Source organism: Rhizobium vallis (assembly GCF_003985155.1).
Classification (GTDB): domain Bacteria; phylum Pseudomonadota; class Alphaproteobacteria; order Rhizobiales; family Rhizobiaceae; genus Rhizobium; species Rhizobium vallis.
In genome coordinates this window covers 72,321-95,495 of the sequence record NZ_ML133689.1, presented here as the reverse complement: position 1 = coordinate 95,495, position 23,175 = coordinate 72,321, and the positions used below count along the sequence as shown (strand labels likewise).

Here is a 23,175-nt window from a genome sequence, read left to right as displayed (position 1 = left end):
ATCGTGGGAGGCGATTTATGGCTGCCAGAAATAATCCGAAACGGGAAAAGCAGATCGAAAGTGCGCGCAAGATCGCCAAGGCGACAGGCGAAGCCCATCTCGATCCGGAAATTCTCTTCGGTCGGGCCAGCAATGACGATCTCGAACTCTATACGCCCGAGATGCTGGCGCTTTCCGCTGTGCATTCGGCCAGGGAACTCGCCGCCTGGAACGGCAAGGCGCCGCGCGTCAGCATCGACACCATTGCCGATGTCACGCCTGACGGTACTGCCGTCTCGGTGCTTTCGGTCACCGACCGGAACATGCCTTTTCTCTATGAATCGGTCATGGGCGAGGTGACGAGCACCCACCGCGACCTGTTCATGGCCGTGCATCCCATCCTGGTGATCGAAAAGGGCAAGCCGGCAGAGCTTTATTCCGCCGATCACCCGAGCGATCCGGCCGCGCGAGTCAGCCACATCCAGCTCCATATCGCGCCGCTCAATACCGCCCAGGCTGCCGACCTCGTCAAGCGCATCGAAACCGTGCTGGAACAGGTCCGCCTGTCGGTCTCCGATTGGAAGCCGATGTTGTCCAAGCTTGATGGCGTAATCGCCGAGCTTGCGGCCAATGGCGCCGGTCGCAGGAAGGCCGAACACGCCGAGGCGGTCGCCTTCCTCGCCTGGCTGCGCGACGAGAATTTCACCTTCCTCGGCATGCGCGAATATGTCTATTCCGGCAAGGGTGCCGATGCGAAGGTCGAGCGCGACAAGGGCGCCGGCCTCGGCATCCTCTCCAATCCCGACGTTCTCGTGCTGCGCACCGGCAAGGACGCCGTGACGACGACGCCCGAGATCCTCGCCTTCCTCGACGGCCCCGATTTTCTCATCGTCACCAAGGCGAATGTGAAATCGATCGTCCATCGCCGCGCCTATATGGATTATGTCGGCGTCAAGCGCTTCGATGCCGAGGGCAACGTCACCGGCGAGCTGCGCATCGTCGGCCTCTTCACCTCGACGGCTTATACGTCGCTCGCCTCCGAAATCCCGCTGCTGCGTTCCAAGATCGAGAAGGTGAAGGAGCATTTCGGCTTCGATCCGATGAGCCATTCCGGTCGCATGCTCGACAACACGCTGGAATCCTATCCGCGCGACGACCTCTTCCAGATCGACACGACGCTGCTTGCAAGCTTTGCCGAACAGATCAACGATCTGGCCGACCGGCCGCGCGTGCGCGCCCTGCCGCGCATCGATCACTTCGACCGTTTCGTCTCGGTGATCGTCTACGTGCCGCGCGAGGAGTATGACTCAATCGTGCGTGAGCGGATCGGCACCTATCTGAAGACAGTCTATGACGGCCGTGTCTCCGCCTATTATCCGGCTTTCCCGGAAGGCGGCGTGGCGCGCGTGCATTTCATCATCGGCCGCTCCGGCGGCAAGACACCGCGCATTCCGCAGGCAAAGCTGGAGCAAACGATCCGTGAAATCACCGCACGCTGGGACGACCGTTTCGAAGCATTGGCCGGACCCAAGGCGCCCAAACTGGCGGTCGATCAGGCCTTCCAGGACTCCTTCACCCCCGAAGAAACCGTGGCCGACCTCGCCGACATCGGCGCTTGCGCGGCCGGCGAGCCCCTTCGCATCCAGTTTTACCATCGCGAAGAGGCGCAAGGGCGGGTCCTCTCACTGAAGATCTTCCATTCCGGCGGCCAGCTGGCGCTGTCTCGCCGCGTTCCGCTTCTGGAAAACCTCGGTTTCAACGTCGTCAGCGAACGCACCTTCGACATCGGAGTGCCCGTTACCGCTGGTGAAACGAAGTTCGTCGTGCTGCACGACATGGAACTCGAGACCCGCAACGGCGGCGAAATCGATCTGCAGCGTTATGGCGCCGCCCTCGAGGAGGCTTTCGTCGCCGCCTTTGCCGGCACGATCGACAATGATAGTTTCAACCGGCTCATCCTGTCGGCCGGGCTCTCGGCCCGCGAAGCCAACGTGCTGCGCGCCTACGCGCGTTATCTCCGCCAGGCCGGCATCGCCTATTCGCAGGATTATATCGCAACGACACTGGACAAATATCCCGCGATCGCTGCCGCCATCTTCCGTCTCTTCCATGACACGCTTGACACCAGGCTTTCGGAAAAGGCCCGCATGAAGAAGCTCGCCGAGCTGCATGAGGCGATTGAAACCGAACTCGCCAACGTGCCGAGCCTCGACGACGACCGTATCCTGCGCCGCTATGTCAATATCGTCGATGCGACGCTGCGCACCAATTATTTCCAGAGGAACGCCGACGGCTCGCCGAAAGCGATGCTCGCCTTCAAGCTCGATCCGCACCTGGTCGACGGGCTGCCGGAGCCGAGACCCTTCCGCGAGATGTTCGTCTACGGCGTCGAAGTCGAAGGCGTGCACCTGCGCTTCGGCAAGGTGGCGCGCGGCGGCCTGCGCTGGTCTGATCGTGCCGAGGATTACCGCACCGAGGTACTCGGTCTCGTCAAGGCCCAGCAGGTGAAGAACGCCGTCATCGTGCCGGTCGGCGCCAAGGGCGGCTTCTATCCGAAGAAGCTTCCCGTCGGCGGCAGCCGCGACGAAATCTTCAATGCCGGCCGCGAGGCCTACAAGACCTATATCCGCACGCTGCTTTCGATCACCGACAACATTTCGGGCTCCGATATCGTGCCGCCGAAGGATACGGTGAGGCTGGACGGCGACGACCCCTATTTCGTCGTCGCCGCCGACAAGGGCACGGCAACCTTCTCCGACACCGCTAATGCGCTCGCCCAGGAAGCCGGCTTCTGGCTGGACGATGCCTTCGCCTCCGGCGGCTCGGCCGGTTACGACCATAAGAAAATGGGCATCACCGCCCGCGGTGCCTGGGAAACGGTGAAACGCCATTTCCGCGAAATGGACATCGACATTCAGACGACGCCCTTCACCGTCGCCGGCGTCGGCGACATGTCGGGCGACGTCTTCGGCAACGGCATGCTGCTTTCTCCGAAGATCCGGCTCATTGCCGCCTTCGATCACCGCGATATCGTCATCGATCCCGATCCGGACATGGAAAAGACGCTTGCCGAGCGGCAGCGCCTCTTCAACCTGCCGCGCTCGAGCTGGCAGGATTTCGACAAGACCGTGCTTTCGAAAGGCGCCATGATTATTTCCCGCGCCGCGAAATCGGTGACGCTGACACCCGAAGCGGTTGCCGCGATCGGCATCGATAAATCGGTCGCTACGCCCTTCGAAATCATGACGGCGATCCTGAAGAGCCCGGTCGACCTGCTCTGGTTCGGCGGCATCGGCACCTATGTGAAGGCTCCGTCCGAAACCGACACCGAAGTCGGCGACCGCGCCAACGACCCGATCCGCGTCAGCGCGACTGAAGTCCGCGCCAAGGTGATCGGTGAGGGCGCAAACCTCGGCGTCACCCAGAAGGGCCGCATCGCCTACGGCCTTAACGGCGGACGCTGCAACTCCGACGCCATCGACAATTCCGCCGGCGTCAACACCTCGGACGTCGAGGTCAACATCAAGATCGCGCTGGCGGCCGCCATGCATGACGGGCGCCTGACGCGTGCCAAACGCGATCAGCTTCTTTCGTCGATGACCGACGAAGTGGCGGTCCTCGTGTTGCGCAACAACTACCTGCAGTCGCTGGCGATCTCGCTGACATCACGCAAGGGCACGGCAAACGGCCTGGAACTTGCGCGTTTTATGACCGTTCTCGAAGGCGCCAAGCAGCTGAACCGCAAGGTCGAGACGCTGCCTGATGATGCAACACTTGCCGAGCGCTATGCCGCCGGCAAACCGCTGACGCGGCCGGAAATCGGCGTGCTGGTGTCCTATGCCAAGATCGTGCTCTTCGATGCGCTGGCCGCAAGCGATCTGCCTGACGATCCTTATTTCACCACGACGCTGTCGAATTATTTCCCCGTGAAAATGCAGAAGTCGAACGCCGGCGATATCGCCGGCCACCGGCTGAAGCGCGAAATCGTCGCTACCGTTCTCGCCAACGAAGCGATCAACCGCGGCGGACCAAGCTTCACCGTCTCCATGATGGACGCGACTGCGGCTTCGGCATCGGAGGTCGTGCGTGCCGCAATCGTCGCCCGCGACGGTTTCGACCTGACCCGGCTCTGGGCCGAAACGGACGCCCTCGACGGCAAGGTTTCCGGCGACATGCAGAACCGCATCTACGAGGAGATCAGCCACAGCTTCATCGTGCTGACGCGCCTGCTCCTGAAGACCGGCATGACCAAGGCCGACATGGCGGAGGTAATTAGCCGGCTGCAAGCGGCCTTGAAGAAGCTGCGGCCTGCTTTCGCCGAACAGTCGGCTGCCGATGTCGCCGCGCGCCGGGCGGAGTACGGCCAGGCAGGCGTGCCTGAGAAACTCGCGGCCGAGATCGCCAATCTCCAGAGTTTCGCTCTGGTGCCCGAGATCATGCAGATTGCCGAACGCACAGGCGAGCCGCTGGTGCGCGCCGCCGAGAATTACTTCGCGGTATCGCAGACATTCCGCATCGCTCGGCTGCTGGCGGCGGGCGGACGTATCCTCACCTCCGACCACTATGAGAACCTGGCGCTTGCCCGCAGCATCGACCAGATCGCCAGCGCAAGACGCGATATCGTGATCTCGGCCCTTTCCGATCACGGCAAAGAGAAGCTTCCTGTCCAAGCCTGGCACGCGCAGGATCGCATCCGCATCAACCGCATCCTCGAGGAGCTTTCGAGCCTCAGCGACGGCGGCGATCCTAATCTTGCGCGCATCACCGTTGCCGCAGGCATCCTGACTGACCTTGCGCGCGACCGGGTGAGGTGAGACAGTCCGCAAAAAAGGAGCGGATGTTGAATCGTATTGACTGGACAGGAACACAACCCCCGAAGGCCACGGAGAAGGGCATCTGGGGGTGGATGTTCTTCGACTGGGCGGCCCAGCCTTTTTTCACCGTGGTCACTACCTTCATCTTCGGACCTTACTTCGTCGCGCGCCTGACCGCTGACCCGGTTTCCGCCCAGACGACGTGGAGCAACATGGCGACGATCTCCTCGGTGATTATCGCCTTGCTGTCGCCCGTTCTCGGCTCGATCGCGGACCAGTCCGGCTCCCGAAAACCCTGGATCGGCTTTTTCGCCGTCATCAAGATCGCGAGCCTTTTCTGCCTGTGGTTCGCAGCCCCCGGTTCTCCGGTCATTTATCCCGTGATCTTCATGATCCTCGCCTCGATCTCGGCGGAGTTTTCGATCGTCTTCAATGATTCGATGATGCCACGCCTTGTCGCCAAGGAGGAGATTGGCAAGCTTTCCAATACGGCGTGGGGGCTCGGCTACCTCGGCGGCATGATCGTACTCATCGCGGTCGTCACGCTCTTGGCGGCAAGCCCCGAGAGCGGCAAGACCATCCTGGGCCTCGATCCGCTTTTCGGCCTCGATCCTAAGACCGGTGAGGATGCGCGCATCACCGGGCCGATCTCGGCCGTTTGGTACCTGATCTTCATCCTGCCGATGTTCTTATTCACCCCGGATGTCGGTAGAGGTCTTCCCTTCCGCACTGCTGTCCGCTCCGGCTTGCGGGAACTCAGAAACACGCTCGATGAACTCAAGGAGCGCCGCGGTATCCTGAAATTCCTCATCGCCCGCATGATCTACCAGGATGGAGTCAACGGCCTGCTGATCCTCGGCGGCGTTTTTGCCGCCGGCATGTTCGGCTGGGCGACAATCGAGATCGGTATCTACGGTATCATCCTGAACGTCGTCGCGATCCTCGGCTGCCTGATCGCCGGCCGGATCGACAAGGGCATCGGCTCGAAGGCGACCGTCGTCATCAGCCTGACCATGCTGCTTCTCGCCACCGTCGGAATCATTTCGACAGGACCAGGCTATACGTTGTTCGGCCTGATGCCGTTGCCGACTGCGGATTCCGGCGGGCTCTTTGGCACCGCGGCGGAAAAAGCCTATATCGTCTACGGCCTGCTGATCGGGCTCGCATTCGGGCCGGTGCAGGCCTCCTCGCGTTCCTATCTCGCCCGCAGCGTCAGCCCGGAGGAAGCGGGCCGCTACTTCGGCATCTACGCGCTTTCGGGCCGCGCCACGAGTTTCATGGCGACGCTGCTCTTCTCGCTGATGACTTATATGAGCGGATCGCCACGGCTCGGAATGGCAACGCTGATCCTCTTTCTCGCCAGCGGGCTGGTGCTCCTGATCCGAACGTCCTATCCGGCCGATCGGGCATAGGAATAAGCCCCGCCCGAGCCGGATAGCACAACGGCCTGAAAATCAGTGCCGGAAATGGCGCATCCCGGTGAAGACCATTGCCACGCCGTGTTCGTTTGCGGCATCGATGACCTCCTGATCGCGCATCGAACCGCCCGGCTGGATAACTGCCGTCGCCCCGGCGGCGATCATCGACAGAAGACCGTCGGCGAATGGCAAGAAGGCTTCGGAGGCAACTGCCGACCCTTTAGTCATCGGAACGGCGAGGCCGAGCGCCTTGGCGGCCTCTTCGGCTTTCAGCGCGGCGATGCGGGCGGAATCGACGCGGCTCATCTGACCAGCGCCGATGCCGGCGGTCTGGCCCTCCTTGGCATAGACCACGGCATTCGATTTCACATGCTTGCCGACCTTGAAGGCGAACTTCATATCATCAAGCTCCTGCGCCGTCGGCGCGCGCTTGGTTACGACCTTCAACTCCAGATCCTCGACCATGCCGTTGTCACGGCTCTGGACAAGCAAGCCGCCGGAAACGGTCTTGGCCGTCAGGCCTGCAGCGCGCGGATCGGGCAGGCCGCCGGCAGACAGCAGCCGCAGGTTCGGCTTGCGGGCGACGATCGCCTTCGCCTCCTCGGTCACATCGGGTGCGATGATCACCTCGGTGAAGAGCTTGACGATCTCCTCGGCCGTCTCGGCATCCAGCGTCTGATTGAGCGCGATGATGCCACCGAAAGCGGAAACGGAATCGCAGGCGAGTGCCCGCCGATAGGCCTCGACCAGGCTCGATCCGGTAGCGACGCCACAAGGGTTTGCGTGTTTGATGATGGCGCAGGCCGGCGCCTTCTCGGGCAGGAACTCGGCGACGAGCTCATAAGCGGCGTCAGTATCGTTGATATTGTTGTAGGAGAGCTGCTTGCCCTGCAGGAGGACGGCCGTGGAAACACCCGGGCGCTTCTCGCCGGTGGCATAGAAGGCCGCCTTCTGGTGCGGGTTCTCGCCGTAGCGCATCTCTTCCTTCAGCGCGCCGCCGATAACGCGGTGACGCGGCGTGTCGATCGACAACGCCTCGGCAAACCAATTGGAAATCATCGCATCATAGGCAGCGGTGCGGGCATAGGCCTTGGCGGCCATGCGCTGACGGAAGGCATAGACGGTCTTGCCGGCATCGGCGGAAAGCTGCTCCAGGAACTCGGCATAGTCGGCCGGATCGGTCAGGATCGTCACATAGGCATGGTTCTTGGCCGATGCGCGGATCATCGCCGGACCGCCGATGTCGATATTCTCGACGGTTGTCGGATAATCACCGCCGGCCGCGCGCACTTCTTCGAAGGGATAAAGGTTGATGACGGCGAGGTCGATGCCCTCGATGCCATGCTTTTTCATCGCCTCCTGGTGTTCGCTGTCGTCGCGGATTGCCAGCAGGCCGCCATGCACGGTCGGATGCAGCGTCTTGACGCGCCCGTCCATGATTTCGGGAAAGCCGGTAATTTCGGAGACATCGGTAACAGCAAGGCCGGCAGCTGCGATCGCCTTGTAGGTGCCGCCGGTCGACAGCAGCCGCACGCCTCTCGCCGATAGTGCCTTGGCGAGTTCGACGATCCCGGTCTTGTCGAAGACGGAAAGGAGCGCGGTCTTGATTTCGACCTTGTCGGGGGCGGGGATCTTCTTGGAAATGACGGCCATGAAACCTTCTCCGTTCGGGCTTCGGAAGACATCCCTATAAGGACGTCCGCATGCTGGCGCCGCGTTAGCACAGCTTTGCCGCCGCGCAAACAGGCGTCAGTGCATGATCTAGCCTTTGCGGGATAGAAACCAGCGGATTTCGGTCTTCTCCGCGAGATCGAAGTCGATCTCGATCTGGTCCGAACCGCAGATGCCGGAGCTGTCGGCAAAGAAGATGTCCTCGGTGATCAGCACCTCGTTGCCGGGCGCGGAAAACAGCCAGCTTTCGCCGTCCGGCGCCGTCAGCATCACCGATTCCCCATCGCTCTGCTGCAGGACGATCGCGGGATGGATATGAAAGCGGGCGACAGCCTTCAGTGGTTCGTCATCCTGATATCCGTCCTGGACGACGAGCCGGTCGTGGCCCGTTACGATCGAGCCGGCGGCATTGAGCGTCAGCTCACGCTCATGCAGCACCCCGAAGGCTCTCAGATAACCGTCATGGCTGAGCTTGATACCGTCACGTCCGTCCTCGGTTTCGGCCCGCTCGACGGTGACTGATTTGACCGGCTCGATGATCGCGTGACCAAGGAAGGGCGAGGGCGAAAAACGGCTGGAGGACGTGTCGTTGAGAATGACGGTCGAATGCGCTGCCGTTGTGCGCGCCATCTGGACATAGCGATACCCGGCAAACTTCGGCGAACCCGAATTGACGATGAAGCGATGGCGGCCGGACGACATTTCGAAGGAGAGGCTGCCGGCATGCGCCGTGCGCCGTGCGCCTCCTGAAGGCGGCGCGCCGGTATCGGCAATGATCACCGTCTTTCCCCCGGCAAGCCGCTGATAGCGCGAATGCGGCAGAGCCTTGAACGGCTGGCCGGCGGTCTCATCATATCGCAGCACGGACATCAGCTCGTTTGCGAGCGTAGACGTCGCCCCGTTGAAGAGCGCCAGGTCGCCGTCCTGGTGGCGGAAGAACCGCAATGCCGGATACATGCGGTCGATGCCGGAGATCAGCTTCTGCGGCAGGTCGTGGCCGAGATTGACGTAGGTCTGCCTCAGCGGCAACAGATCGAGCAGCAATTCCAGGCCGATGCGCGGATTGCGCGAGATATGGCCGCCATCCGGCAGAATCTGGCTATCGAATTCACGGTCGAGCGCCTGTGCCGCCCGTTTGAGAGTGGATGCGCGGGTCGGCATGGCGACGGAGGCCATGGCGAGCGCGATGCGCAGCCGAAACAGCTCCAGGCCGCCGAGGGTGAATGGCGCCATGCGATGCAGGAACCGGACCTGGAAAGCCAGCGATTTCATGAAGCGGCGATAAAAGCCGCGATCGGCGTTCTGTAGCACGACAGGCGAATGCGACAGCCAGGCGATGACTCGCTGGGCAGTCACATCGATTTCCCAGGCAATCCCCTCCATCCGCCCGGCATGGATGGAAAGCCAGCTGTCAACGATCGCCCGGGCGGCGGCCGAGTTGCGCTCCGTCTTGTTTGCCCGCATATGCCGCAACCAGCCGAAGCCGTGAAGACGGGTCGCGAAGGGCCGCGAGGGCAGGGTGAAGGTGAAGGGCGATTTCCCATTGGTTTCGAGCATACGCCCGGCCAACAGAAAACGACCATTGAGGATCTCGTCGGCCACATGCGGATCGATGCCGCGAAGATCGGTCGGCGCGACGATCAGGCGCTCCGGCGCCTTGATCGAATGCCGGAAGAGCTTCACGCGCAGCAACGCGACGCGGCGCAAGGCGCGCCGCCAAGCTTCCCGAACATACATGCTCGCAAAACGTCGACCGGACTGCATATTCTATTGTCTATTGACCCTTGTAGTTAAGAATAGGTGAAAAGTGGCCGATTTCATCGCCCGCAATGAATTAATTCGTGACAACGTTCGAATATATGCAAATTAAAGTGTGTTATTCGAAATTATGCGGGCGGCCCTAAGAGGGCCGCTTGCATGATATGAGGATGGGAAGCGCCTCAACGCAGGTTAGCCGCAACGCGCGCGTACCCGCCGTCAGACTGTCCGCCGCAGCACCGCCGCATAGAAGCCATCAAGACCGGAGGCGATGCCGTCGCGCATCTTCAGCATCGTCGGAAGCGTACGGAATTCGCCGAGCGGTGTGATTGCCGCTTCAAGGCCGGGCCAGTCTCCTGCGGCGATCGGAGCGCGCTCAAGCCCATACGTATCGGAGAGAACACGGGCGACGACCTCTTCGCCCTCGGCGGGATCGAGCGAGCAATTTGAAAAAACCAGCGTGCCGCCCGGCTTGAGCAATGTCAGGGCATGACGCAACAACCGTTCCTGCAGCGCCGCCAGCCTGGCAATATCCTCGGCCCCCTTGGTCCACAGCACGTCGGGATGCCGGCGTGTGGTGCCGGTGGAGGAGCAGGGGGCATCGAGCAGGATTGCGTCGAAGCGCTCCGCCGGCTCATATTTTGTCAGGTCCGTCACGATCGTCTCCGCCTTGAGGCCGAGCCGGTCGAGATTCGATCGCAGCCGCTTTAGCCGGCTTTCCGATTGATCGAGCGCGGTCACCGTGGCGCCGGCAAGGATCAGCTGCGCCGTCTTGCCGCCAGGCGCAGCGCAAAGGTCGGCGGCACGTTTGCCCGAGAGATCACCGAAAAGCTTTGCCGGAATGCTTGCCGCGGCGTCCTGCACCCACCACGCCCCGTTGTCGAAGCCTTCAAGCGATGGAATGCCGCCCTCGAAGGCCGCGAGCCGCACCCCGCCCGTGGGCAGGGCAACGCCGTTCAGCCGTTTCGCCCAGTCTGAAGGGTCGGACTTGACGGTCAGATCGATCGCGGCCGGTTCGAGCTGCGATTCCGAAATCGCCAGCGCCGTTTCCCGGCCATAGGCCTTTTCAAGCCTTGCGATGAACCAGGCCGGCATCGGCGCAACCTTGCCGATCTCCTCAAGCACCTGCTCCTTCTCGCGGCCGAGACGGCGCAGGATGGCATTGACGAGCTTGGCGAAGCGGCGATTGCGCGGATCCTGATTGGCCTGCTCGACGGCAAGATCGACGGCCGAATGATCGGGCACGTCGAGATAGAGGATCTGTGCTGCACCGATTGCGAGAACGTGGTGGAGCGCCCGCGCGCCCTCCGGCAGCGGCGAATCCAGCAGCGCGGCGATGGCTGCATCGATGCGCGGCAGATGGCGCAGCGTCGTGTTCAGAATGGCCCGGACAAGTGCCCGGTCGCCTTCGCCGAGCGCTTTGTAGGCTGGATTGCCATGCTCGTGGTCGAGAGCGCCGTCGAGCGGCAGCTTGCGGTCGACGACTGCGGCCAGAATTTTTGCCGCCGCGGCCCGCGCCTGCAGGCCGGGCTTATCGGACGCCGATCGGGGAGCGGAGGGTTTCTGCTTGCGGAATGGCTTCTTCGTGCCGTCTGAATTCAAGACCACGGACCTTTTGGCGGTTGCGAACCACCGCGACCCGTATTCGGAACAGAGCGCGATTTGCGCGACGGATTAGCAGCACGAACCGGTCCCGTCGAGACATTCATGCCGCCTTGCGCCATGTCCTGCAGCGCGGCAATGCGGTTTTCCGTGTTCGGATGGGTGGAAAACAGATTGTCCATACGCTCGCCGGAGAGCGGATTGATGATGAACATATGCGCCGTCGCCGGATTGCGCTCGGCATCCTCGTTCGGCACCTGGGCGGCCCCGCGCGCGATCTTGCCGAGTGCGGAAGCCAGCCAGAGCGGATTGCCGCATATCTCAGCGCCGCGGCGGTCGGCCGAATATTCGCGTGTACGGCTGATCGCCATCTGCACCAGCATGGCGGCGAGCGGCGCCACGATCATCGCCATGAGAACGCCGACGAAACCGAGCGGGTTGTTGTTGTTCTCGCGGTTGCCGCCGAAGAAAAAGGCAAAGTTGCCGAGCATGGAGATCGCGCCGGCAAGCGTTGCCGTGATCGTCATGGTCAGCGTGTCACGATTCTGGATGTGAGCAAGCTCGTGCGCCATCACGCCCGCGACTTCCTCCGGAGACAATGCCCTGAGCAGGCCCGTCGAAGCGGCGACGGCGGCGTTTTCGGGATTGCGACCGGTGGCGAAGGCATTGGGCTGCGGGCTGTCGTAGAGGTAGACCTTCGGCATCGGCAGGCCGGCATTGCGGGCGAGATCGCGAACGATCCGGAAGAATTCCGGGGCGTTGCGTTCGTCGACCTCCTGGGCACGATAGGCCGAAAGCACCATGCGGTCGGAGTTCCAATAGGAGAAGAAATTCATGCCGGCGGCGATGAGGAATGCGATCATCATGCCGGCCCGACCGCCGATCAGGAAGCCGACAAACATGAAAAGCGCCGTCATGAAGGCAAGCAACATGGCAGTGCGGACGAGGTTCATTGCGGATCTCCATCTCCAATTTCGGCGTCGCAAGCTTTTAATCGCAGCGCCGGCGCATTATGATTTGGTTATTCACCGGCCATTTTCAATGTTTTCCGGCAGGAGCAGCCAATGCAGGACAACGACAATAGCGAAACCCCGGCAGCCGAGGGATCGGAGCCGCCACGCAAGATGCTGTCTCCGGCTGCCAAACGTGCCCTTGCCGAAGCCGAAGAACGGCGGAAGAACCAGAAGCCATTGGATCTGCCCACGGAGATCGGCGGACGCGGCGGCGCGGAACCGGCACGCTTCGGTGATTATGAGATCAATGGCCGGGCGATCGATTTCTGAGCAAAAATCGGGGATGTTATGTTTGACACGCCTGGTTGAGAATCAGGTATATTAGAATCTCCGGTTGATCCAGGAGATGCAAACATGATGCTTGGTCTCAGTCTATCGCTTACAAATACCGCCTTATTGAATCACGGCGTTCATCGCCCTGCTCCACCCGTATTGATTACGCAAGCTATTCAGAATCGTTGCAGGATAACGTGCAAAATCAATGGAAAAGCTTCCGTTCTGGAGCCGTATGCTCTTTACAAAGCCTTAGATGAAACGTTCCTAAACGCGGTTGTAGTTTACAGCGAAAAGAAAAGCCTCAGAAAGTTCCAGATAACGAAATTTGCAGTCGCTGCGCTGTCTGAGATGGTTGTTACCAACGACAACTTTTTCGCCAACTGGGCATTCGACGTCAGTTCGATCAATCCGGAAAAAATTATCGCGGCCATCGAGCTGGTCGCATATTCTTAAGACCCGAGCGCACGGTAGGCTGAACTCATCTCTTATAGGCGCTGGCTTCGGTTCAGCGTGGTAGTTAAAGCGCTTGCGCCCACGGCACTTCGCCCCATCCGATGCGTGGAAATGAGCCGCCCCTGGAACCGGAGCGGCTCGATATGTCAGGCAGTCAGCTTGTTCTGCCGGTTGGCGATCAGATCGTCCACCACCGCAGGATCGGCAAGCGTCGAGGTGTCGCCCAGCGCGCCAAAATCATCCTCGGCGATCTTGCGCAGGATGCGGCGCATGATCTTGCCGGAGCGGGTCTTCGGCAGGCCGGGTGCGAACTGGATCTTGTCGGGTGCCGCAATCGGGCCGATTTCAGCGCGGACATGTTTCACGAGGTCCTGCCGCAATGTGTCGGAACCGTCGTGGCCGGCCATCAGCGTCACGTAGCAATAGATGCCCTGGCCCTTGATCGGATGCGGATAACCGACGACGGCCGCTTCCGAAACCAGATTGTGCGAGACGAGCGCCGATTCCACTTCAGCAGTACCGAGCCGGTGACCGGAGACATTGAGCACGTCGTCAACGCGGCCGGTGATCCAGTAATAGCCGTCCGCATCGCGCCGGCAGCCGTCGCCGGTGAAATATTTCCCCTTGTAGGTGGAGAAATAGGTCTGGATGAAGCGTTCATGATCGCCATAGACCGTGCGCATCTGCCCAGGCCAGCTGTCCGTAATGCAGAGATTGCCATCGGCCGGGCCTTCCAGCACCTTGCCGTCATTGTCGACCAGTTGCGGTTTAACGCCGAAGAACGGTGTCGTCGCCGAACCGGGCTTCAGATCGGTCGCACCCGGCAGCGGCGTGATCATATGGCCGCCGGTTTCCGTCTGCCACCAGGTATCGATAACAGGGGAGCGCTTGTCGCCGACGACATTGTAATACCATTCCCACGCCTCGGGATTGATCGGCTCGCCGACCGTGCCGAGCAGGCGCAGCGAGGAGCGCGAGGAGCGCGTGACAAATTCGTCGCCGGCGCCCATCAGCGAGCGGATCGCCGTCGGCGCCGTGTAGAAGATATTGACCTTGTGCTTGTCGATGACTTCCCAGAACCGGCCCTGGTCGGGGAAATTCGGCACGCCCTCGAACATCAATGTCGTCGCGCAGTTGGCGAGCGGTCCGTAGACGATATAGGAATGGCCGGTGACCCAGCCGACATCGGCCGTGCACCAGTAGATGTCTCCATGATGGTAGTCGAAGACGTATTCATGCGTCATCGAGGCATAGACGAGGTAGCCGCCCGTCGTGTGCAGCACGCCCTTCGGCTTGCCGGTCGAACCTGACGTATAAAGAATGAAGAGCGGATCTTCCGCTTTCATCTTCACCGGCGGGCATTCGGCCTTTACGGTGGCGACCTCCTGATGATGCCAGAGATCGCGGCCCGGCGCCCAGCCGGTCTTGCCGCCGGTGCGGCGCACGACCAGCACCTTGTCCACGATCACGTGCTGGCGTGCCGCAATGTGAATTGCAGTATCGGTATTGTCCTTCAGCGGTACAGGCTTGCCGCCCCGCACGCCTTCGTCGCAGGTGATGACGAAGGTGGATTCGCAGTCGACGATGCGTCCTGCCAGCGCCTCCGGCGAGAAACCGCCGAACACGACCGAATGCACCGCGCCGATGCGGGCGCAGGCGAGCATCGCATAGGCCGCCTCCGGGATCATCGGCATGTAGATGGTGACGCGATCGCCCTTCTTGACGCCGTGCTTCTTCAAGACGTTCGCCATCCGGCAGACGTGCTCGTAGAGCTCGTTATAGGTGATCTTCTTGTCGACGTAAGGGTTGTCGCCTTCCCAGATGATCGCCACCTGGTCGCCATTGGTTTTCAGATGGCGGTCGATGCAATTATAGGAGACGTTCGTCTGGCCGTCCTCGAACCACTTGATCGAGACCTTGCCGGTAAAGGACGTGTTCTTGACCTTGGTATAGGGCTTGAACCAGTCGATCCGCTTGCCGTGCTTGCCCCAGAATTTGTCCGGGTCCTCGACGCTTTCCTCGTACCATTTCAGGTACTTATCCTTATCGATCAGGGCACGCGCCTTCACCGGCTTCTGCACCGGATAGATCTTCTCCGACATGGAACTCCTCCTCATGGGACATGCGACGGGCCAAGCGATCTATGAGGCCCGAATTCAAATCACGGCAATTCATAGCAGGTCGGATCGACACGGCAATTAGACAAAGGTCATTTCATTTCGGAAGAATTGCAATTCTGCGACAGTACGGTTATATAGCGGCATATTTCCCGGACATTGTGGTGACAATCCACGGACCGCGACCGGCGCGGACGATAGAAGGACTATATCCATGGCTCAAACACTGCTCATGCCGAAGGCGACTGCCATCTGGCTCGTCGACAACACGGCACTGTCTTTCGATCAGATCGCGCAGTTCTGCAAACTGCATCCGCTCGAAGTCAAGGCGATCGCAGACGGCGAAGCGGCGCAGGGCATCAAGGGCCTCGACCCGATCTCGACTGGACAGCTTTCGCGCGACGAGATTGCGCGCGCCGAAGCCAACCCGAACCACAAGCTGAAGCTTTCAGAGCCGAAGGTGCGCGTGCCGGAATCCAAGCGCCGCGGCCCACGTTATACGCCGGTTTCCAAGCGCCAGGATCGCCCGAATGCCATTCTCTGGCTCGTCCGCAATCATCCGGAGCTGAAGGACGCGCAAATTTCCCGCCTCGTCGGCACGACGAAATCGACGATCGAGCAGATTCGCGAGCGCACCCACTGGAACTCCGCAAACCTGGCGCCGATGGATCCGGTTACGCTTGGCCTCTGCAGCCAGATCGATCTCGATATGGAAGTGGAAAAGGCTGCCAAGGGCCGTCCTCTGCCGACCGCTGCCGAGCTCGGCGCAACGCTGCAATCGGCTCAGGAGACCGAACGCCTGACCCCGAGCTACGAGCGCGAAGAGGAAAAGGAAAAGGAAATCGACGCCGATGCCGTCTTCCGCAAACTGAGCTCGCTTCGTTCGGCCCCGAAGGACGAAGACGACGACGATCAGTACTGAGATATCAGCCGTCTCATCAAAACCCCGCCGAACCGGCGGGGTTTTTTGTTGGGGTTGCCTGCTTGGTTAGCTGCGGAACAGGGTGAGGATGTTCTGTGCGGAGCTGTTGGCGATCGAGAGCGACTGGATGGCGAGCTGTTGCTGTGTCTGCAGCGCCGAAAGCTTGCTCGATTCCTCCTCCATATCGGCATCAACCAGGCGACCGACACCTGAATCGATCGAATCGTGAAGGCCGCTGACGAAGGTTTCCTGCAGCTGGATCCGGGTCGAGATCGAACCGAGAGCGGAGCCGGCCGCGGTCATTGCGCCGAAAACCAGTTCGACACCGGTCAAGGCTCCGTCAAGCTGACCTTGCGTGAAGGTGCTGATGTCGAGAGCATAGATCGAGGGCATGACGATAGCGACGCCGCCGTAGGTTCCGTTGAAGGCCGTACCAATGATACCGCTTGTCGTTTCGATCGCGCCAGTGGACGTCATGCCGAAGAGCACATTTCCGAGCGTTCCTGAATCCAATACGTAATCAGTCATCTTGACCGACACGGCATTGCTGCCGTCGCGAACGAAAGACGAGACGACGCTCTTGGTGCCGGAAGCACCGGCGACCCAGTTCTCGCCGGAGAAGGAAGCCGATTGGGCGATGCTGAGCAGCTGCTGCTGCAACTGGCTGACTTCCTGCTGGATCTTCGTCTTGTCGACGCCCTTTTCCGTGGCGGCGACGATCTTCGCCTTGATTTCGCTGACGACATCGATCGCGCTGCTCATCGCTGAATAGGCGGTATCGACCTTGGCCGCGCCGAGGCCGAGAGCGTCGGAGACTGCCGAAAGCGCCTTGTTGTCGGAGCGCATGGTCGTTGCGATCGACCAATAGGCGGCATTGTCGGCTGCTTTTTCGACACGGTAACCGGAGGAAACGCGACCCTGGGTGTCCTTGAGGCTATCGTTTACACCGCGCAAAGTCTGCAGCGCTGCCATGGCAGCGTTGTTCGTGAGGATGCTTGTCATGATCCGTTCCACAATCTGAAAAAGGGGCATTCCGGACTAGGCCGGTAACGGCGATCGCGTCATGCAAAGCCTGCTATGCAAGCTGCCGTCGTTAACGAATCCTTGCGCAACATGGTTAACAATTTCTCAATTAGGCTTATCGAAAGCTTAATTTCACATTGGCAGCGAGCCGAAACCACGCCTGCGCAGCGCCTCGGCGATCTCCTCCAGAATCGCCGGATCGTCAATGGTTGCAGGCATTTTCCAGGGTATGCCGTCAGCCATTTTCTGCATCGTGCCGCGCAGGATTTTACCGGAGCGCGTTTTCGGCAATCTGTTAACGGTGATGGCCGTCTTGAAGGCGGCGACGGGCCCGATTGATTCGCGAATCATTGCCACGACCTCTGATTCGATCGCCGCCGTTTCACGGGAAACATGTCGTTTCAGCACCAGGAAACCGCAGGGCGTCTGCCCTTTCAGCGCATCGCTCACGCCGATGACCGCACATTCCGCGACATCGGGGTGGCGCGCGCAGACCTCCTCCATCGCTCCGGTCGAAAGCCGATGACCGGCGCAATTGATGATGTCGTCCGTGCGCGACATGATGAAGAGGTAACCGTCCTCATCGACATAGCCGGCATCGGCCGTCTTGTAGTAGCCGGGAAACTCGTCGAGATAGGCCGATCGGAAGCGGTCGTCCGCCTTCCAGAGGGTCGGCAGGCAGCCGGGCGGCAGCGGCAGTTTCACGACGATATTGCCGAGCGTTCCCGCCTCGATCGGATGGCCGGCATCGTCGAGCACTGCAATATCGTAACCCGGCATCGGCAGCGCCGGCGAACCGTACCTGACGGGAAGGGCGCCGAGGCCGAGCGGATTTGCGGCGATCGGCCAGCCGGTCTCCGTCTGCCACCAATGATCGATGACGGGTACGCCGAGCATGCGCTCCGCCCATTTCAGCGTCTCCGGATCCGCCCTTTCGCCGGCGAGAAACAGCGCGCGGAAATCCGGCATGGGATATTTACGGATCAATTCGCCGTCACCGTCCTCCCGCCGGATCGCGCGGAAAGCGGTCGGCGCCGTGAAGAGCACGCGCACGCGATGTTCCGAAACGACCCGCCAGAATGCGCCGGCATCCGGTGTGCCCACAGGTTTGCCCTCGAAGATCAGCGTGGTCACGCCTGCAATCAGCGGGGCATAGACGATATAGGAATGCCCGACGACCCAGCCGATATCCGAAGCCGTCCAGAAAACCTCGCCCGGCTTCAAGCCGTAGATATTCCGCATCGACCAGTTGAGCGCGACCATATGGCCGCCATTGTCGCGGACGACGCCCTTCGGCTGGCCCGTCGTACCGGAGGTGTAGAGGATGTAGAGTGGATCGGTCGCCTTGAGCGAAACGCAGGCAATTTCGGCGCCGCGATGGCGCGCCACCGCCACCTCGAAATCCTGATCGCGACCGCCGACGAGATCGGCCCGAAGCTCCAACCGCTGCAGCACCAGACAGTGCTCAGGCTTCGCCCGCGCGATCTCGATCGCCTGGTCGACCAGCGGCTTGTAGGCGACGGTGCGGCCGGGCTCGAGTCCGCAGCTCGCCGTAATCACCAGCTTCGCCTCGCTATCGTCGATGCGCGCCGCAAGCTCGCTGGCGGCAAACCCGCCGAAAACGACGGAATGAACCGCACCGATGCGGGCGCAGGCGAGCATGGAAAACACCGCCTGCGGCACCATCGGCATATAGAGGATCACGCGGTCACCCTTGCCGATACCGAGCTCGAGGAGCGTTGCGGCGACGGCCTTCACCTCGCCAAGCACCTCGTCATAGGTGAAACGGCGCTTTTCGCCGGTCATGGCGCTGTCGAAAATGATCGCCGTTTCACTGCCGCATCCTGAAATCACATGCCGATCCAGGCAATTGTGGCAGGTATTGGTCTCGGCCCCTGGAAACCATCGGCCATAGACGCCGTCGTCGGGCGAGAATATCCGCTCCGGCGGCTTGAACCAATCGATATCGGCAGCGGCCTCCCGCCAAAAGGCTTCGGGATCACGTTTCCAGGCCGCATAGACCTGATAATAGCCGTTCTGCATCTGCTCCTCCCCAGGATATGCAAGCCTTGCAGTCAATTTAGGCGGGGAGGAGGGGGACGGAAAGCCCGACCAAAGCAGGATCAGCGCGCGCCGAAAATCGCCGATCCGACACGCACGCTGGTGGCGCCGAAGGCGATCGCCGTCTCGTAGTCGCCCGACATGCCCATGGAGAGTTTTTCGACGCCGCATTTGCGGGCGAGCTTTGCCAGCAGGGCAAAATGCGGACCGGGATTTTCCTCCGCCGGCGGAATGCACATCAGCCCGTCGATGGAAAGGCCGAGTTCTTCGCGGCAGAGGGTGACAAAAGCCGGTGTATCGTCAGGAGCAATGCCCGCCTTCTGCGGCTCGAGCCCGGTATTGATCTGGACGTAAAGCCGCGGTGTCCTGCCTTGCCGCTTCATCTCCTCGGCAAGCGCGCGGGCGATCTTTTCCCGATCTACCGTCTCGATCACATCGAAAAGTGCAACCGCATCCGCCGCCTTGTTTGATTGCAACGGCCCGATCAGGTGTAGCTCGATATCAGGCTGCTCGGCCTTCAGATCAGGCCATTTTCCCTGACTTTCCTGCACGCGGTTCTCGCCGAAGACGCGCTGCCCGGCCTCGATGGCCGGACGGATCGCATCCGCCTCGAACGTCTTCGACACGGCGACGAGCTGAACGGAACCTGTCGGGCGGCCCGCCTCGTGTTCGCCTGCCGCAATCCGCGACCGCACCTCGTTCAAGCGTTCTTGAAGTTCCATCGTTCCGCCTCGACATACCAGCATGAAAGGATTGGCAATGAACTAACCAGCCATTCTGTGCTTGCCAAGACCCGCCTTGCGCGAAATCGCTTGGCCGGCATGCAGATCGGACGCCTGCGGTGCCCGCAAAACTTGACGCTACGGTGGTTTCATGGTGAAGGTCTCGGCCAACTCCCCTGATTTCCGGAAATTCGAATACCATGGCCACCGAACGTTATAATCCGCGCGATGCCGAGCCCCGCTGGCAGCAGAAATGGAACGAAGACAAGGTTTTCGAGACCGACAACGCCGATCCGCGCGAAAAATACTACGTCCTCGAAATGTTCCCCTATCCGTCGGGGCGCATTCACATGGGCCATGTTCGCAACTACGCCATGGGTGACGTCGTCGCCCGCTACAAGCGCGCCCGCGGCTACAATGTTCTGCATCCGATGGGCTGGGACGCCTTCGGCATGCCGGCGGAAAACGCGGCCATGGAGCGTGGCGTGCATCCCGCCTCGTGGACCTACCAGAACATCGGTTCGATGAAGGCGCAGCTGAAGGCCATGGGGCTTTCGCTGGATTGGAGCCGCGAGTTCGCCACCTGCGATGTCGAATATTACCAGCACCAGCAGCATCTGTTCCTGGATTTCCTGGAAAAGGGACTGGTCTACCGCAAGCAGTCGAAGGTGAACTGGGATCCCGTCGACAACACCGTGCTTGCCAATGAACAGGTGATCGACGGCCGCGGCTGGCGCTCCGGCGCGCTGGTCGAACAGCGTGAACTGACGCAATGGTTCTTCAAGATCACCGATTTCAGCCAGGACCTGCTGGACGCGCTCGATACGCTCGATCAGTGGCCGGAAAAAGTGCGCCTGATGCAGAAGAACTGGATCGGCCGCTCGGAAGGCCTGACGATCCGCTGGGAGATCGTGCCGGAAACGGCGCCGGCCGGCGAGACCGAAATCACGGTCTATACGACCCGGCCAGATACGCTGTTCGGCGCCTCCTTCCTGGCGATTTCAGCCGATCATCCGCTGGCAAAGGATGCCGCGGCGAAGAACTCTGATATCGAAGCCTTCTGCGACGAGTGCCGTCGCGCCGGCACCTCGCTCGCAGCACTCGAGACCGCCGAAAAAAAGGGCCTGGATACCGGCATCCGCGTCCGGCATCCGCTCGATCCCTCCTGGGAGCTGCCCGTCTACATCGCCAATTTCGTGCTGATGGATTACGGCACGGGCGCGATCTTCGGCTGCCCCTCTGGCGACCAGCGCGACCTCGACTTTGCCCGGAAGTACGGCTTGCCCGTCGTGCCCGTCGTCATGCCAGGCGATGGCGATGCCGCAAGCTTTACGGTGGGCGACACCGCCTATGACGGTGATGGCGTGATGATCAATTCGCGCTTCCTCGACGGCAAGACGACCGAGGAGGCCTTCAATATCGTCGCCGACCAGCTATCGGCCGCCTCGCTCGGCAACGCGCCGCAGGGCGAGCGGAAGATCAATTTCCGTCTGCGCGACTGGGGTATCTCCCGCCAGCGTTATTGGGGCTGCCCGATCCCGGTCATTCACTGCGATGCTTGCGGCGTCGTGCCGGTGCCGAAGAAGGATCTGCCGGTCAAGCTGCCGGAAGACGTGACCTTCGACCAGCCCGGCAATCCGCTCGACCGCCATCCGACCTGGCGTCACGTCTCCTGCCCGAACTGCGGCAAGGATGCCCGCCGCGAGACGGACACGATGGATACTTTCGTCGATTCGAGCTGGTATTTCACCCGCTTCACCGCGCCCTGGGAAGGAAAGCCGACAGATCCTGAGGCGGCTAACCGTTGGTTGCCGGTCGATCAATACATTGGCGGCATCGAGCATGCTATCCTGCATCTGCTCTATTCCCGCTTCTTTACCCGCGCCATGCGCGAGACCGGCCATGTCTCCGCGAGCGAGCCTTTCAAGGGTCTTTTCACCCAGGGCATGGTTGTCCATGAGACTTACAGCCGCGGCGCTGGCTCCAGCCGTGACTGGGTAGCGCCTGCCGATATCCGCATCGAGGAACTCGACGGCAAACGCCGCGCTTTCCTGCTGGCGACCGATGAGGAAGTCTCGATCGGCTCGATCGAGAAGATGTCGAAATCGAAGAAGAACGTCGTTGATCCCGACGATATCATCGCCTCCTACGGCGCTGATACCGCCCGCTTCTTCGTTCTTTCAGACTCCCCGCCGGAGCGCGACGTCATCTGGTCCGAGGCAGGCGTCGAAGGCGCCCATCGTTTCACCCAGCGCCTGTGGCGTCTGATTTCCGAAGCCGCTGACGCGCTCTCTGCCGTAACGCCTACGCCGGCAGCCGACGGGGAAGGGCTGGTAATCTCGCAGGTCGCGCACAAGACCCTGAAGGCTGTCCAGAACGACTATGACAAGCTCTGGTTCAACAAGGCCGTTGCCCGCATCTACGAACTGGTCAACGCGCTGGCCGCGCCGCTGACCAAGGTCGCCACCGGCGAGGGTGATGCCGCCTATCGCGCGGCGGTGCGGGACGCCGCGGAGATCCTGATCCAGCTCGTCGCGCCGATGACCCCGCATCTCGCCGAAGAGTGCTGGGCCGCGCTCGGCAATGACGGACTGCTGGCTCGCACAGACTGGCCGCGCTACGACGAGACGCTCGTGATGGAAAACGACGTCGTCCTGCCCGTGCAGATCAACGGCAAGAAGCGCGCTGAATTGACAATTTCTCGCGACGCAGATCAGAATGCCGTCACCAACGCCGTGCTGGATCTGGAGGCGGTGAAGAACGCGCTGAACGGGCAGGCACCGAAGAAAATCATCGTGGTTCCCCAAAGGATTGTGAACATTGTCGTCTGATATCGCTTGCAAGCTGGTCCGCAATGCCGGCATCGCCATGATCCTTGCCTCCGCGGCTTTTCTCTCCGCCTGCCAGGTTCGTCCGCTTTACTCCGAAAGCTCCGGCGTCGTTGAGAAGCTTTCCTCGGTCGGTTTTTCCCAGGCAACCACCCGCGTCGAACAGCAGGTTCGTAACCGGCTAATCTTCCTCGCCTCGCGTGGCGCCGGCGAAGCGGTCAATCCGCAATATCAGGTCGAACTGCGCGCCGCTTCCGCTGTGGCCGATACGCTGCTCGCGAAATCAGGTGATACCTCGAAGGCCGGTCGTGTGACCGTCAACGTCATCTACACGCTGCATGCCACGGCCGACGGCCACGTTATCAAGGCCGGCAGCCGCCAGGCCACGGCCCTGGTGGATTTCTCCGAACAGGAATTCGCCAAGCAAAGGGCGATCCGCGATGCCGAAAACCGCGCAGCGGATCAGGCAGCGGAATTCGTAGGAGCCGATATCGCCGCCGCCCTCAGCCGCTGAGGGC

General features: G+C 61.3%; 15 protein-coding genes. 7 read left to right on the top strand and 8 right to left on the bottom strand.

What is annotated here, in order from left to right; all coding sequences use genetic code 11:
• Positions 1 to 17 precede the first annotated feature (17 nt).
• Together EFQ99_RS13585 and EFQ99_RS13580 are read left to right on the top strand one after the other, a co-directional pair.
• Positions 18 to 4,793 carry an NAD-glutamate dehydrogenase gene (locus EFQ99_RS13585; protein WP_126921552.1) on the top strand — a complete coding sequence of 1,592 codons (4,776 nt, stop codon included), beginning with the start codon at positions 18 to 20 and terminating at the stop codon, positions 4,791 to 4,793.
• A 23-nt stretch (positions 4,794 to 4,816) separates the two neighbouring features.
• Positions 4,817 to 6,205, top strand: coding sequence for an MFS transporter (locus tag EFQ99_RS13580; RefSeq protein WP_126921551.1), 1,389 nt, complete (start codon positions 4,817 to 4,819; stop codon positions 6,203 to 6,205).
• Positions 6,206 to 6,247: 42 nt separating this feature from the next.
• On the opposite strand, the gene purH is transcribed toward EFQ99_RS13580, so the two are convergent.
• The 4 genes from purH to htpX form a co-directional block, all read right to left on the bottom strand.
• Positions 6,248 to 7,864 (bottom strand): bifunctional phosphoribosylaminoimidazolecarboxamide formyltransferase/IMP cyclohydrolase, encoded by a 1,617-nt coding sequence (gene purH, locus EFQ99_RS13575; RefSeq protein WP_126921550.1) that lies wholly within the window; start codon positions 7,862 to 7,864, stop codon positions 6,248 to 6,250.
• A gap of 108 nt (positions 7,865 to 7,972) precedes the next feature.
• Positions 7,973 to 9,646, bottom strand: a complete 1,674-nt coding sequence (locus tag EFQ99_RS13570) for a heparinase II/III family protein (RefSeq protein WP_126921549.1) — start codon at positions 9,644 to 9,646, stop codon at positions 7,973 to 7,975.
• 213 nt (positions 9,647 to 9,859) lie between these two features.
• On the bottom strand, positions 9,860 to 11,248 hold the full coding sequence (locus EFQ99_RS13565) for an RsmB/NOP family class I SAM-dependent RNA methyltransferase (protein ID WP_126921548.1): 1,389 nt from the start codon (positions 11,246 to 11,248) through the stop codon (positions 9,860 to 9,862).
• On the bottom strand, positions 11,239 to 12,195 hold the full coding sequence (htpX, locus tag EFQ99_RS13560; protein WP_126921547.1) for a zinc metalloprotease HtpX: 957 nt from the start codon (positions 12,193 to 12,195) through the stop codon (positions 11,239 to 11,241). The genes EFQ99_RS13565 and htpX overlap by 10 nt, the downstream gene beginning before the upstream one ends.
• 111 nt (positions 12,196 to 12,306) lie before the next feature.
• Here htpX and EFQ99_RS13555 point away from each other — a divergent pair, with 111 nt between their 5' ends.
• Both EFQ99_RS13555 and EFQ99_RS13550 read left to right on the top strand, forming a co-directional pair.
• On the top strand, positions 12,307 to 12,525 hold the full coding sequence (locus EFQ99_RS13555) for a DUF1674 domain-containing protein (protein ID WP_126921546.1): 219 nt from the start codon (positions 12,307 to 12,309) through the stop codon (positions 12,523 to 12,525).
• A gap of 84 nt (positions 12,526 to 12,609) precedes the next feature.
• On the top strand, positions 12,610 to 12,984 hold the full coding sequence (locus tag EFQ99_RS13550; RefSeq protein ID WP_126921545.1) for a hypothetical protein: 375 nt from the start codon (positions 12,610 to 12,612) through the stop codon (positions 12,982 to 12,984).
• Between the two features lie 146 nt (positions 12,985 to 13,130).
• Here the strand turns inward: EFQ99_RS13550 and acs are convergent, their stop codons facing one another.
• Positions 13,131 to 15,086 (bottom strand): acetate--CoA ligase, encoded by a 1,956-nt coding sequence (acs, locus tag EFQ99_RS13545; protein ID WP_126921544.1) that lies wholly within the window; start codon positions 15,084 to 15,086, stop codon positions 13,131 to 13,133.
• 229 nt (positions 15,087 to 15,315) lie between these two features.
• Here acs and EFQ99_RS13540 point away from each other — a divergent pair, with 229 nt between their 5' ends.
• Positions 15,316 to 16,023, top strand: a complete 708-nt coding sequence (locus EFQ99_RS13540) for a DUF1013 domain-containing protein (protein WP_126921543.1) — start codon at positions 15,316 to 15,318, stop codon at positions 16,021 to 16,023.
• Between the two features lie 66 nt (positions 16,024 to 16,089).
• Here EFQ99_RS13540 and EFQ99_RS13535 read toward each other — a convergent pair whose 3' ends face one another.
• The 3 genes from EFQ99_RS13535 to EFQ99_RS13525 all read right to left on the bottom strand — a co-directional run bounded on the left by EFQ99_RS13535 (position 16,090) and on the right by EFQ99_RS13525 (position 19,829).
• A complete protein-coding gene (locus tag EFQ99_RS13535; RefSeq protein WP_126829898.1) occupies positions 16,090 to 17,025 on the bottom strand; it encodes a flagellin N-terminal helical domain-containing protein in 936 nt (311 codons plus the stop codon).
• A gap of 153 nt (positions 17,026 to 17,178) precedes the next feature.
• A complete protein-coding gene (locus tag EFQ99_RS13530; protein ID WP_126921542.1) occupies positions 17,179 to 19,089 on the bottom strand; it encodes a propionyl-CoA synthetase in 1,911 nt (636 codons plus the stop codon).
• Between the two features lie 80 nt (positions 19,090 to 19,169).
• On the bottom strand, positions 19,170 to 19,829 hold the full coding sequence (locus tag EFQ99_RS13525) for a YggS family pyridoxal phosphate-dependent enzyme (protein WP_126921541.1): 660 nt from the start codon (positions 19,827 to 19,829) through the stop codon (positions 19,170 to 19,172).
• A gap of 200 nt (positions 19,830 to 20,029) precedes the next feature.
• Between EFQ99_RS13525 and leuS the strand changes: the two genes are divergently transcribed.
• Together leuS and EFQ99_RS13515 are read left to right on the top strand one after the other, a co-directional pair.
• Positions 20,030 to 22,660 (top strand): leucine--tRNA ligase, encoded by a 2,631-nt coding sequence (gene leuS, locus EFQ99_RS13520; protein ID WP_126921540.1) that lies wholly within the window; start codon positions 20,030 to 20,032, stop codon positions 22,658 to 22,660.
• Positions 22,650 to 23,171 carry an LPS assembly lipoprotein LptE gene (locus tag EFQ99_RS13515; RefSeq protein ID WP_126921539.1) on the top strand — a complete coding sequence of 174 codons (522 nt, stop codon included), beginning with the start codon at positions 22,650 to 22,652 and terminating at the stop codon, positions 23,169 to 23,171. Before leuS ends, EFQ99_RS13515 begins: the two co-directional genes overlap by 11 nt.
• Positions 23,172 to 23,175 lie beyond the last annotated feature (4 nt).

Excerpts from the sequence above, each read along its gene's own strand:
- EFQ99_RS13585 (WP_126921552.1), top strand. The coding sequence starts at position 18 with ATGGCTGCCAGAAATAATCCGAAACGGGAAAAGCAGATCGAAAGTGCG.
- EFQ99_RS13580 (WP_126921551.1), top strand. The coding sequence starts at position 4,817 with ATGTTGAATCGTATTGACTGGACAGGAACACAACCCCCGAAGGCCACG.
- purH (WP_126921550.1), bottom strand. The coding sequence starts at position 7,864 with ATGGCCGTCATTTCCAAGAAGATCCCCGCCCCCGACAAGGTCGAAATC.
- EFQ99_RS13570 (WP_126921549.1), bottom strand. The coding sequence starts at position 9,646 with ATGCAGTCCGGTCGACGTTTTGCGAGCATGTATGTTCGGGAAGCTTGG.
- htpX (WP_126921547.1), bottom strand. The coding sequence starts at position 12,195 with ATGAACCTCGTCCGCACTGCCATGTTGCTTGCCTTCATGACGGCGCTT.
- EFQ99_RS13555 (WP_126921546.1), top strand. The coding sequence starts at position 12,307 with ATGCAGGACAACGACAATAGCGAAACCCCGGCAGCCGAGGGATCGGAG.
- EFQ99_RS13550 (WP_126921545.1), top strand. The coding sequence starts at position 12,610 with ATGATGCTTGGTCTCAGTCTATCGCTTACAAATACCGCCTTATTGAAT.
- acs (WP_126921544.1), bottom strand. The coding sequence starts at position 15,086 with ATGTCGGAGAAGATCTATCCGGTGCAGAAGCCGGTGAAGGCGCGTGCC.
- EFQ99_RS13540 (WP_126921543.1), top strand. The coding sequence starts at position 15,316 with ATGGCTCAAACACTGCTCATGCCGAAGGCGACTGCCATCTGGCTCGTC.
- EFQ99_RS13535 (WP_126829898.1), bottom strand. The coding sequence starts at position 17,025 with ATGACAAGCATCCTCACGAACAACGCTGCCATGGCAGCGCTGCAGACT.
- EFQ99_RS13530 (WP_126921542.1), bottom strand. The coding sequence starts at position 19,089 with ATGCAGAACGGCTATTATCAGGTCTATGCGGCCTGGAAACGTGATCCC.
- EFQ99_RS13525 (WP_126921541.1), bottom strand. The coding sequence starts at position 19,829 with ATGGAACTTCAAGAACGCTTGAACGAGGTGCGGTCGCGGATTGCGGCA.
- leuS (WP_126921540.1), top strand. The coding sequence starts at position 20,030 with ATGGCCACCGAACGTTATAATCCGCGCGATGCCGAGCCCCGCTGGCAG.